This is a genomic window from Marinobacter sp. (assembly GCF_041687235.1).
GTDB lineage: Bacteria > Pseudomonadota > Gammaproteobacteria > Pseudomonadales > Oleiphilaceae > Marinobacter.
This window is the reverse complement of record NZ_JAWLCH010000010.1, coordinates 123,763-135,243: the sequence shown is the minus strand read 5'-3', so window position 1 is coordinate 135,243 and position 11,481 is coordinate 123,763. Positions and strand designations below refer to the sequence as shown.

Annotated in this window: 12 protein-coding genes and 2 tRNA genes; 4 read left to right on the top strand and 10 right to left on the bottom strand. The window is 53.2% G+C overall.

All coding sequences use genetic code 11. The annotated features are described in order from the left end of the window. Window positions 1-426 (bottom strand): BCCT family transporter (locus ACESMK_RS14575; protein WP_373000196.1); only part of this gene is annotated, 426 nt, incomplete at its 3' end. 251 nt (window positions 427-677) lie between these two features. Here ACESMK_RS14575 and ACESMK_RS14570 point away from each other — a divergent pair. The 3 genes from ACESMK_RS14570 to ACESMK_RS14560 all read left to right on the top strand — a co-directional run bounded on the left by ACESMK_RS14570 (window position 678) and on the right by ACESMK_RS14560 (window position 3,143). Then, window positions 678-2,321, top strand: a complete 1,644-nt coding sequence (locus ACESMK_RS14570) for an FMN-binding glutamate synthase family protein (protein WP_373000193.1) — start codon at window positions 678-680, stop codon at window positions 2,319-2,321. A gap of 117 nt (window positions 2,322-2,438) precedes the next feature. Next, window positions 2,439-2,515 (top strand) — tRNA-Pro (locus tag ACESMK_RS14565). Window positions 2,516-2,720: 205 nt separating this feature from the next. Further along, window positions 2,721-3,143, top strand: coding sequence for a thermonuclease family protein (locus tag ACESMK_RS14560; protein WP_373000189.1), 423 nt, complete (start codon window positions 2,721-2,723; stop codon window positions 3,141-3,143). Window positions 3,144-3,149: 6 nt separating this feature from the next. Here the strand turns inward: ACESMK_RS14560 and ACESMK_RS14555 are convergent, their stop codons facing one another. From ACESMK_RS14555 to ACESMK_RS14520, 8 genes are all read right to left on the bottom strand, one after another. Continuing rightward, on the bottom strand, window positions 3,150-3,476 hold the full coding sequence (locus ACESMK_RS14555) for a hypothetical protein (RefSeq protein WP_373000186.1): 327 nt from the start codon (window positions 3,474-3,476) through the stop codon (window positions 3,150-3,152). A gap of 383 nt (window positions 3,477-3,859) precedes the next feature. Next, window positions 3,860-4,174, bottom strand: coding sequence for a hypothetical protein (locus tag ACESMK_RS14550; protein WP_373000183.1), 315 nt, complete (start codon window positions 4,172-4,174; stop codon window positions 3,860-3,862). 116 nt (window positions 4,175-4,290) lie between these two features. Continuing rightward, window positions 4,291-4,686 carry a hypothetical protein gene (locus tag ACESMK_RS14545; RefSeq protein WP_373000180.1) on the bottom strand — a complete coding sequence of 132 codons (396 nt, stop codon included), beginning with the start codon at window positions 4,684-4,686 and terminating at the stop codon, window positions 4,291-4,293. Between the two features lie 234 nt (window positions 4,687-4,920). Further along, window positions 4,921-5,130: a hypothetical protein gene (locus tag ACESMK_RS14540; RefSeq protein ID WP_373000177.1), complete on the bottom strand. Its 210-nt coding sequence runs from the start codon at window positions 5,128-5,130 to the stop codon at window positions 4,921-4,923. 159 nt (window positions 5,131-5,289) lie between these two features. Beyond that, a complete protein-coding gene (locus tag ACESMK_RS14535) occupies window positions 5,290-8,025 on the bottom strand; it encodes a hypothetical protein (protein ID WP_373000174.1) in 2,736 nt (911 codons plus the stop codon). Next, complete coding sequence (locus ACESMK_RS14530) at window positions 8,015-8,437, bottom strand: hypothetical protein (protein ID WP_373000171.1); 423 nt, start codon at window positions 8,435-8,437, stop codon at window positions 8,015-8,017. Before ACESMK_RS14530 ends, ACESMK_RS14535 begins: the two co-directional genes overlap by 11 nt. Beyond that, on the bottom strand, window positions 8,437-8,649 hold the full coding sequence (locus tag ACESMK_RS14525; protein WP_373000168.1) for a helix-turn-helix transcriptional regulator: 213 nt from the start codon (window positions 8,647-8,649) through the stop codon (window positions 8,437-8,439). Before ACESMK_RS14525 ends, ACESMK_RS14530 begins: the two co-directional genes overlap by 1 nt. A 452-nt stretch (window positions 8,650-9,101) precedes the next feature. Then, complete coding sequence (locus ACESMK_RS14520; protein WP_373000164.1) at window positions 9,102-10,520, bottom strand: tyrosine-type recombinase/integrase; 1,419 nt, start codon at window positions 10,518-10,520, stop codon at window positions 9,102-9,104. A gap of 164 nt (window positions 10,521-10,684) precedes the next feature. Between ACESMK_RS14520 and ACESMK_RS14515 the strand changes: the two genes are divergently transcribed. Beyond that, window positions 10,685-10,789: transfer RNA gene (locus tag ACESMK_RS14515), tRNA-OTHER, on the top strand. Window positions 10,790-10,844: 55 nt separating this feature from the next. On the opposite strand, the gene ACESMK_RS14510 is transcribed toward ACESMK_RS14515, so the two are convergent. Further along, window positions 10,845-11,468: a Crp/Fnr family transcriptional regulator gene (locus ACESMK_RS14510; RefSeq protein WP_373000162.1), complete on the bottom strand. Its 624-nt coding sequence runs from the start codon at window positions 11,466-11,468 to the stop codon at window positions 10,845-10,847. Between the last annotated feature and the right edge of the window lie 13 nt (window positions 11,469-11,481).

Genomic DNA, 11,481 nt, shown 5'->3' with positions numbered 1-11,481 from the left:
CGGCGTCTCGTACCAGCCGGTATAGTAGGCCACAGGCTCCGCAACCGCCCAGAACATGAGACCGATACCCATGCCCGCGGCAAAGAGCATTGAGAACCAAGACAGCGTGGAGAATTCAGGCTTCGCATCCTGACCGCCAATGCGGATTTTCCCCATCGGCAGGAAGATCAGGGCCAGGCAAACCACCACGAAGATGTTGGCACTGATCAGGAAAAACCAGTCAAACGTCGCAATAATGTCCCACTTTGTCCCGTCGAGCAGCTCTTTCGCCGGCCCGGGGAACATCAGGGTCCCTATTACAAACGCAACGACCAGTATCGCCGTAATCGGAAATACCGGTGCGTGGAGATCCAGCCCGAACGGTCTTATATTGTCCTGGCCGGCCACGTAGTCCGTCTGATATTCGTCTTTAACTACTTCGCCCACGTTATGGCGCCTCCTGGGTTGATAAGTCGTTTATTCAGAATCGGAGTTCAAACGTTACAAGCACGTCATGATAATGTTTTGAACTCAAAACATCAAAAACGAGTCACTTGCGAAATATCAATTAAAGCATAGACCAAGATCCTGACCCGGCTAGCCACGCCATGGCTAATTGATTCGGGATCCGCGGGCGTACCGCTATACTCTACAACCTACTCGGCCTTGCCGGTTTCCCGAAAACTAACGAGGAATTCATGGAGAAAACCAAGACCTTCCCCCTGCGTTACACCGTCTATGCCCTCGCTATCGCCAGCTTCTTCGTCTCGCTGGCGCTGGTGCTCGTCACCGAGTTGCACTATGCGTTCCCTGTAGTCTTCGGCGCTTTTTCAGCCCTGGGAACCTACGACCTGTTTCAGCGCAAGCACACCGTTAGCCGCAACTACCCCATCATGGCCAACTTCCGTTATTTGCTCGAATCCATCGGGCCCGAAATCCGACAATATTTCATCCAGTCAGATACAGAAGAACGCCCTTTTTCCAGGGAACAGCGAACCATTGTCTATCAGCGCGCCAAGAACGTTCTCGATAAACGTCCTTTCGGTTCGCAGCTCGGCATGTACGAAGAGGGCTTCGAGTGGATGAACCACTCTCTTGTGCCTACCCGCCTCAGTAACAGTGATTTCCGGATACTGATCGGCAAGAACTGTGACAAACCCTACAGCGCGAGCGTGTTCAATATTTCCGCCATGAGTTTCGGCTCACTCTCGGCCAACGCCATTCTGAGCCTCAATAATGGCGCCAGGCTGGGCGGCTTCTACCACGACACCGGCGAAGGCTCTATTTCCCGTTACCACCGTGAGCCCGGCGGTGACCTCGTCTGGGAGATCGGTTCCGGGTACTTCGGCTGTCGACACAAAGATGGCTCCTTCAACGATGATATGTTTCGCAAGAATGCCGCGCTTGAGCAGGTCAAAATGATAGAGCTCAAACTATCCCAGGGCGCCAAACCGGGCCATGGGGGGATTCTGCCTGGTGCCAAGGTTACGCCTGAGATCGCCGAAGCAAGGGGAGTTTCTGTTGGCGAGGATTGCGTCTCTCCGGCCAGTCATTCGGCGTTCTCAACCCCGATTGAGATGCTCGAATTCATTGACCGGTTGCGGAAGCTGTCTGGCGGCAAGCCTGTAGGGTTCAAGCTCGCCATTGGTCATCCCTGGGAATGGTTCGCCATTGTCAAAGCGATGATCGAAACCGGAAGAAAACCTGACTTTATCGTTGTCGACGGCGGCGAAGGAGGTACGGGTGCTGCCCCTCTGGAGTTTATCAATCGGTTGGGGATGCCGATGACGGAAGCGCTCTTGCTGGTCCACAACACCCTTGTGGGCACCAACCTTCGGGAAGACATCGCCATTGGCGCTGCCGGCAAGATTACCTCGGCTTTCAATATTGCCCGAACCCTCGCCCTCGGGGCCGACTGGTGCAACTCGGCCCGGGGCTATATGTTCGCATTGGGCTGCATCCAGGCCCTCAATTGCCACACCGGGCGCTGCCCCAGCGGAGTGGCCACCCAGGACCCTCGTCGCGGCAACAAGCTTGATGTGGCGTATAAGAGCCAGAGGGTCTACAACTACCATAAAAACACCCTGGATGCCCTGCAGAACCTGCTGGAAGCATCCGGCCTCCGGCACCCCTCGGAACTTGGCCCCGAACACATCGTGCGACGGGTCTCCAAAACCGAGGTGCAGTCCTACCTGGATCTCTTTCCGTTCCTCGAACCCGGCGCCCTGCTGGAAGGCAAAACGGGGCTGACTGTGTTCGACAAGTACTGGGAATCCGCCCGCCCGGATACCTTTGAGCCGCCGGAATTTATCCTGAAACTCCGGGAGACCAAGCTACGCTAAAAAACCACCATCAAAATCGTCTCTGGATGTTTATTTTTTCCATGGGCTCGTGTAGACTTCGCTCCCGCTAAGCCACTGAGAATACTCTCAAGTTTCACTCAGTAGCCAGCAGCGAATCGGGGCGTAGCGCAGCTTGGTAGCGCACTTGCATGGGGTGCAAGGGGTCGTAGGTTCAAATCCTACCGTCCCGACCAATAGAATCAACGAGATAGGCCAATCTTCCTGGGTTGGCCTTTTTCGTTTAAGCGCTAGGGGCGTAATGGGGGCGGATCGCCTTTCAACCATCGCCTTTATAAAAGCCGCTCGCAAGGATTGCCAAGCGGTTGCGACACCTGCCCAGTGGTGTGACTTGTCAGGGAGAGACTGACACCTTTATTTAGCCAATCTTTAGACTGCCCAATGATTGCACTCCGGCTGATCGCGCTCCTGTTGGTTTCTCTACCTGCCTTTGCTGAGTACGGCTCCGCTGTCGTGTCTGAAGTAACCTCCATTTATGACGCTGATACGTTTCGCGCAAACATATCCGGTTGGCCTCCCATCATTGGCGAAAGAGCGCCCATCAGGGTAAAGGGTGTGGACGCGCCAGAACTTCGGGGCAAGTGCGAATCGGAAAAGGTGCAGGCTCGAAAGGCTAAGAAATTCACGGTTGCCAAGTTGCGGGGCGCTAGAACAATCCGGCTGGATGAATTAGAACGCGGCAAATACTTCCGTATCCTGGCTGTTGTCTATGTGGATGGCGAAAACTTGGCGCAAGCTCTTATCAATGCAGGGTTGGCGCGGCCCTATGACGGTGGGACTCGGCAGGGATGGTGCAGCCAATAGACTAAGCTAAAGGTCGGGCCTGTTCCTGTTCAAGCGGTCCCGCTCCGGCTCGATGATTTTTAGCAGCGGCTCCCGCCCATTCATTACCCCCGCAACGCCTAAACCTGTGATCTGTAATCCCACCATATAAACACCCGGCCCCAAACGGCGATAACTATCAAGAATCATGCAGCGCCAGCTTTCTATATCCAGCAGAACGCCTTTCGCATCAGGTATGCGGTGAACAACCCGCCGGTCAACTGTGCCTAACCAGTAGCTGTCCTCGATACCCTCACGCGTGACAATGCCCACGGGGTTAAAGGTGGCCCGTTCGTCCAGTTCGCTGTAGATCATGCCGTGCTTTCGTCGGAATTCCATGTCGCAACTATACTGTATTCATATACAGTATAAAGCTGTTTTGATTATGGCTCGGGGCGGATTGCCTTTTATAAGCGGGATAAATCATCAGCCTAAAACCCTAGGGTAAAGTTAGGGTCCCTTTATGGCTTCCAAAAAGCATCAGACCAACTTACTCTGCTTACCCTCAACCCTTTAAGGGGGCGAAAAATCGTCAGAGGAGAATGCCTTACCGCAACCTTAAGGACCAAAGAGGGCAGCCCTAATCATCTAAAGGTCTTGGGAACATTCTAGCCTCGCGCGTAAACGTGTCCGGAAATCATCAGTCTTTTACGCTTCACACTGTCTCATGGCGGGACTGCGGTGCCGTCCCCCTGGAGCTATTCAAATGCCTCGAACCATGCATCGTATTTATCCACGACCTCATTACACTGCTTTCCAAATTCCTCAAGCGACATTCCAAGCCTTGCTGCCTCAGCAGTCCAAAATCGCGTAATAAATTTAGCGCCTCCCTCAAGCTTAGTGTTTTCTTGAAACTGGATCTGCAAATGCAATATTCCGCAGTTACCTGTCATCTTGCCTACTACAAGCATACTTTGGGCAAGATTCCCAAGCTCCTCTGATTCCTCTGATTCCTGGGCGAAATTGATACCTGGCAGCAGCGCTAAACACACAAAAACTAATAATGATTTCACGCCATTCTCCCGTGGGTGGTTAAGCCAAAAGGGTAGTTGGCCGAGCGCCAGCAAGCAAAACAAATGTGATTTCAGGTTCCTGCATCAGAACGGGCTAATGGACACTGCCCAAATTATCAATCACTCGCAGTCTCACACTTGAATAGAACGACCTGATTCTGGTTTCTCATTGCATTGGCAGACCCATAGGACGATGTTGTAGCGGTTCCATAAACGCTGTTGCCATAAGAATTTGCACTCACGTTAGTGGTGGACTGACCAGAGCCTAATACCACCACACCAAGATCCTTCTGGCTGAGATCAACAATTACTGGATATCCTCCATTTTCTTCTTTGCACGTTGACGCCATCATTTCATCTGCTTTCGCTAGCTGGTACGAGAAATTCGACCTTCCTTCGTACCGGTAAACTTTTCCAACACCCTCGACCTGCATCGGTACTGAAGATATGTGGGCAAATGTGCAACCCGCCAAGGATGTGAATATTCCAATAAAAACGAGTATCTTTTTCACGATGCTCAACTCCAATAACGGCTGACTTCACGCCCACTATAGACGCTTTAGCTTTTCCGTAAAGCGGGTGGCTTAACGAGCTTCCGGTTTTTATAACCGCCAAAAAACGTCAGAACCAACCTTTCCTTTCCTTTCCTTGCGTAATGATCTCGGGTAAACCTTTCATAATCACCCCCTTCCTTTAAGGTGTCCGTAAATCATCAATCTCTCGCGCGCGTACGTGTGTAAAAATCATCAGCCTTCCGCGCGTGTACTGGTCAAAAAATCATCATCCTGACAACGCCTCAGCTCCCTCTCAATGGCCAGTCGAACAAACTCCGAGCGGTTTCTATGGCGGTGATTTCTTCCGTCCTTCATCAGTGAATCAATTGCCGCCACGGTTTCACCCTCCACCGATACAATCAATCGGCTGGCCTGTCTGAAATTGCGCGGGTTTTTGCTCATGGTTTTATGCTCCTGTCTTTAGTTCTGCCGCTAGTGGGCAGGGACGATGGTTGAAAGGAGGGGTTTAAGGGGTTTGGGGGGTTTAATTACCCCCTCCTTTATTCAGTCAGAAAAGTAGGTTTGAAATCTCAGACGGTAGAAACAAACCCCCTAAACCCCCTAAACCCCCTGTTGGGTTATTCTTTCAACTTTCCATCGGTTGGAATGCTTACCGGCTGATTCAACAACCCGCATTCTCAAGCCATCGACGAGCCTGTCAGTTCTGTACCCCAGAGCCTTGGCCAATGACTTTGAATTAAGCGGTTTGTTGCTGTAACGGTATTCCTCCAACGCCTCCGAAAGCCGCCGTTTTTCATTGCTCGCACCAAACCCACCAAAGTCATTACAGGCTTCCAGTGCATCTCTACAGGTAACGGCTTTGCTGCCGAATACAGAGTGCCATGCTTCCAACAGATCCCCCCACGCCTCACGTTCTGGGTCTTGCGCCTGAGCATTGTCGACCGCCTGCATCACGTCGGCATACTCTCCGAACGTGTCTAGCTCCCGCGCAATCCATGCCACTGGCTGTCGGACAAGCGTGTCCCATTGCTCGAACGATGCCATTTGACCGGATGCCTGGGGACTACCGGCACAGAACCAACCCCGTATTATGGTCAGCGCGTCGGCAACCATACGCTGGCGGTTCTTGAGACAATAGCTTTCCGGTTCCAACTCGAAACGACGAGCAAACGGGCGCTCTGATTCGGGATCAATCCGACATTTCAGAACCCGGCGCGGCATATCTCCTGCTAGTGATAGGTTGTTACCTGTAAGCAGCCACAATGCCCTATTCGGTACGTCTGCACTCTTACTAGCTCCGAGTATGCGGTCGGTATAGGTTGACGACGTAAGCAGGCCAGCGAGTGAGGCACTGTCAAAAGTCCCAATGACGTTATCCCAGACCACCGCGCGGGGTGATTCGAGTAGAACCGTCATCAGGCGCTTCCGAATCTCCTCCTCCTCTTTACAGTGCGGTTGCACCTTTGCACTCTTACCGCTCGCAATCGCTGCCAGGCACTTTGCCAGCAGTGTCTTGCCTGAACCTTGAACCGGCGCATCGAATCCTATCGCCGGGGCTGTCGGAATGACCGGACGCACAGCAGCGGTCAGCAAGCCAGCCAGCAGAACTGCCCTGTCGAGACTTGATACCAACGGGAAGTCAGAGAACGGCCTCATCAGTCGTTCGAGTGCGGCCTCGACTTCCTCTTTCGCTGGCTTAAGCGGGACGGGATAAAGATCATCCTCTTTAACGTCCAGCAACAGGCAAGTCAGTGAGTCGAACCCCGGACGGGTCAGCAGTGAGCCATCAGGCCGGATGATCGGCGCGGTTATCACAGCCTCCAACGGCTTGAGCTTGCGGCGTTTGTTGAGTGCCAGCAGTTGGTCAGCAATCTTTATGGGCGGATCTTCCAGCACTGGGTACTGTTTTCCCTCCGGCCCGCACCACCGCCAGAACTGGGTCATATTTCCGAGCCAGTGCATCAGGCTATGTTTATCCAGCGTGTAAACTTCGCCCTGCTCAACAACGACCAGCGGCCCCCCAAAGTCGTACACCTCTGCGGATTGACGCATCAGCCGGAGTACATGCTCGACACCTTCCACAGTCTTGCCGCGTACAAGCTCGACCATTTCCGGCGGACGGGTCAGCTTGTAAAACCGGCCCCCATGGGCAAACGAGTTAATGCCAGGCGTTGCACTCATCAGATACAGCTTGCCCACAGCGCGGCGGCCATCGTAATCCGGTTCAATCGGGTCTAACGTCGCTAGTCCGTGGTAGGTTTCCCGGTTGTCGAGTACCTGCCCGACTGTCACCTCGTTGTGACTGCCATCAGGATCAATGACCACCAGAGGAAAATCCCCGGCCAATGTTTGGTTACTGAGCGCGCGTTGTACCAAACGACGAGCCTGTTCGAGCCGTTCCTCGTGTTCCTCGTCGCTACCTGCCTGCTCTCCGGCAATCTTACTAGCCATATACTCGATGTAGCCATGCCGGACGATCGTGGCCTCCTCTTCTGCCTCCTGCATTGATTCTTCAATTCGCAATTGGCAACGGGTCTGGGTTTCGTCGTCAGGCGGCGGGATCATGGCCAGAGTATCCAGTACCCCGACCTCCCCCTCGATCAATACCGGCCCCCCGCGTCGTTGTACCAATGGCGCGTCACACGATGCACCAGCGGCAAAGTCGAGTCGGTTCGTCTGCCATACGCTAGAATCAAGCGCCGTCCTCTTGAGCTTTGAGCCTGCGGCACTGACCACGATGTAACCGTGACCAGCGGCCCAAAGATAGGTTTGCAGATCCTTACCGGCGCGCTCTATGTCGCTGCCGTTTTGCACGATGAAATAAAGCCGCTGGCCTTTCAGCCCGGTCAGATCCTCGCCGGTCTGCTCATTGGTGATATGGCTCGACGACGACGGGAACCAAAGACACGACACCCGCGCCAGCTCCGGCAATGCATCATACAATGCAGCCAGCAGACCTTTACGGTCGAGAGGTTGCGCGTTGTTGGGCGGGTCATAGTCGAACATCATTACGCCACAGCCAGCAGGCCAGAAAAAGGTTTCCTTTACCCTGGGTATCGGGTTCTCTGGCTTGCCCATCGCCTGCCATTTCTTCCAGGTGACGACGTTGGCTTGCTCCCGCTCCGGGGAGCCATAGCAAAGCGCCTGTTTCGGTCCGAGCGTTGCTAGCAGATCCGCCAGACCTTCCAGCCCGTCGACCTCGACGACTTCCGCACGACCAGACGACATAACACCACCGCCCAACTTGGCCAGCTCTGAGCCGTTCAGGTGATAGTGTTTCGTGATTCGACTGCTTGCCGTGATAACTGTCAGTTTTGCCTTGGGGTTATTGTGCATAGCCAACCCCCTTATCCATAAGCAGACGACAACGCTCTGCAAACTCCGGGAATTGTTCGAAAAGCTCCCGCATGGCTTCAGGTTTCAGCCAATAGTGTTTGCATTTCCGTATTGCACCGTCATGATCTATTCCCAAATGAAATTCACGGTCAATTTTCCAACCCATTTTGCCGAGGTCGGAAATTCTGGTTCGGTAATCCGTACACGGGAACCCCGTCCGGCGGTTGTATTCGTACTGATCCCATTTACCGCCCTTCAGCATCAAAACTAACGCAGCGCGGGCATGGTGGGCATGCTTACCATTGGCTGGGAATAGCGGCTGGGGTTGATTGCGGTTATAATGGATCGAGTCGTTTTGATTAGCGCCCTTTGTCACTTGCCCGGTGACGGGGGCGTTTCTGTTTGTGGTCATTATGCGGCCCCCCTCGCTTCCAGCCAGTTGGCCAGATCGCTTTCCCAAAATCCGACGCAGCGCGGACTAAGGCGGATTTTTCCGGGGAACCCTGGCTGCTTTTCGTACCGGTGAAGCGTGGCACGACTGATACCCAGCCAGAAGGCAACCTCAGAGGGTCGCAGTAATTTATCAGTGGTGCGGTTGGTTGCCGCGTTTTGGGTTGCAGACATAGGAAATGCTCCTGTTTTTGCCTGCCATACCAAAATGGTTATAAGAAAAAGCTTTTTAGAACCTATTGTTCTTTGCCTTTCTCATCACCAACCTTTAGCATTTGAATTGTGCGTACAAAGCGTCAGGCTTGGTCTGGCGTACAAAGTTTCCCCTAATCTCTTCAGGTGGTGGTACACCTGTTGATTTTGGGTGTCTCTGCGTTTATAGTTCACGCATTGCCAATTAGTATACCTTCGTATCAGGTATATCCAAAAGCCTTTTTGCTACTTTTTGATCTAGCCAGCCTTTCAGTTTCCGCCCCTATACCGCCCCCGCTACCTCTAGTGACTACGGAAAAACCTTCAAGCGATTGATATATAAGCGCCTTTCCTTATCTCGGAAACTGTAGCGATTACAGGTACGCATAAAAAACCCCGACACTTGGCCGGGGCTATATTTCTTTTGGTTATGGTTAGCTGGCTTGCCGCCTGGCTCCAATGCTGGCCACCTTGCCCGACCTCCACAACTCCGCCAGCGGTAGTTCATCCAGTCCTGCCAGTCGTTGCAGCTCTGCCCCCAACACATACCAGGCTTGCTTCATTTCTTCCCGTGGCTGGTATCGGTTGTATATTCTCTTAACCTTGTTGGCTTCCGTGTGGTTCAAGCAACGCTCAACAATAGCGCCCATCATTCCCTGCTCTGCCATCATTGTGGCCCCTGTCCGGCGCAAGTCGTGGGGCGTCCATTTGCCGCGCGGTAGAATCAACGCATCACTCTTTTTAGATCGCCCCTTATAACGATTTCCGTCTACCCTCTGGCGGTCTGCAATCTGTTTTGTGACCGTTTTGGGGTCTATGTGACTATCACCCCGGCTGGCGGGATAAGCCCATTCAAAACCGCCTGTAAGCTCATGCAGGCGGGCAAAGTATTGCAGTGCATAATCTGACAGGTTCACCAAATGGGGCTTTCCGTTTTTTGAGTTATCCGCCGGTATTTTCCATTCACCCGCCACCAGATCCACTTCAGACCAGCGAGCCTTCAATAGCTCCCCGATACGGCAGCAGGTAGCCACACACAAGTGAACGGCAATTTGACTCATTTCAGACAAACCGGAATCCGGCAGTTTCTCGAATAGCTCCGCCAGCTCATCCGGCACGGTTTCGTGGGTGTCGGGATCTTCATATTCACACAAAACACGGTCGCGCTCTGTATCACGCCCCCCTATATCGTCCCGGCTCAAAAGGGCCAGCGGGTTGGATTCGATATAACTCCGCGTTACGGCAAAGCCCATCATTTGCTTTGTCAGGGCCAACAACACATTGGCCGCGCGATTGTGGCCTTTCTCTAGCAGTGGGTCTGCTACTTTGTGGAACTCCGCCACACCAAAGCGGGACACTTCAAGATCCGCGTATTTGCTCAATACCTTTGTTTCAATCCAGTGTGAAGCCATGGCCCCGCCATCTTTATGGCCATTCTTCGGGTTTTGCAGTTTCATTTTTTGCCAGCTCTCGAACAGATCCTGCATTGTCACCCGGTTTAACGCTTCCTGCTCTCGCTGGATTTCTTCCGCTTTTCTCTGCTCTGCTTTGGCCTGCTTTTCTGCTACTGGGTCGCAACCCTGCCGAATAGCGGCGCGCATATCTTCAGCCAATCCTCTGGCAACATGAGTCCCGGTTCCATCGTCAAAGGATGCAATGGTGGTTTTTCTGTCCTTCCATTTATCCCCGACCTTGACCGTATAGCGTAACTGCCAGACTTTCTTCCCGCCTTTGGTCAGACGGAATACCAACCCGGCAACCTTGGAATCCTTAATGTACTGATCCTTCCCGGCGGGCTTTAGATCCTTCAGACACTTGTCTGCATTACCGGCAACCTTTGGTAATTCGTTCATGCCCTGCGCTCCTTTCTCTCATTTCCGCCCCCGGCTCTGGGGACGTACTGGGGACGGATAAAAACCTGGGGGCGGGCTGGGGGCGTAAAATACAACCCGTAACAACATGAGACAAATTGAACCACAGAAAAGGTATTAAATCCAGTATTTGCAAAGGTTTATGCTGGGGTGGCTGGGTACTTTTCGGGGGCTTTTGAGCTGTCTTGAAACGCTCTATAACTTGCATGGGGTGCAAGGGGTCGTAGGTTCAAATCCTACCGTCCCGACCAGATTCCGACAAAAAGCCCGGGCGCCAAACGGCCCGGGCTTTTTGTTTTCTGACATCTATCCAGTAAAGGATCCGGTGAACTCAATCTTTCCACGGGAAAGCCGAAGCCTGCCTTTGCGCTCAAGCTCCTTGAGAAGCCGGCTGACCACCTCCCTGGCGGTTCCCAGCTCCACGGCCAGCTCCTGATGCGTAATGGTAATCTCACCCTGTCCAGCCCTAGCCTCCAGCCAATGAACAAGTCGCTCGTCCATGCGTCGGAAAGCCACTTCTTCCACCAGCAACATCAGATCATTCAGTCGACGCCCGTAGGATTCCATGATGCCAAGCCGGAAACTGGCGGACTGCTCCATTAACCGATCGAACAAACCCCTCGGCACCATAAAAACGTCAGCATCGTCCTCAACCACTGCTTCAGCACGAAAACCATCACCGGTCATCAAACAGCCGATGGACAGCGTACAGATGTCATCTGCCCCCATCCTGTACAGCACGATGCTGTTGCCGGATAAACCGGTCATCTGGACTTTCACAGTTCCTTTAAGCACGAGAGGAAGCCCCTGGCAGGGGTCGCCCGCACGGAAGAGAATCTTGCCTTGTTCGAACTGAAGGGGCTGCAAACTGCTCAGGGCATCTTCGCGAATATCTGCTGGCAACGTGTCTAGAATGCTGTGGTGCAACATGGGCACTCCCATG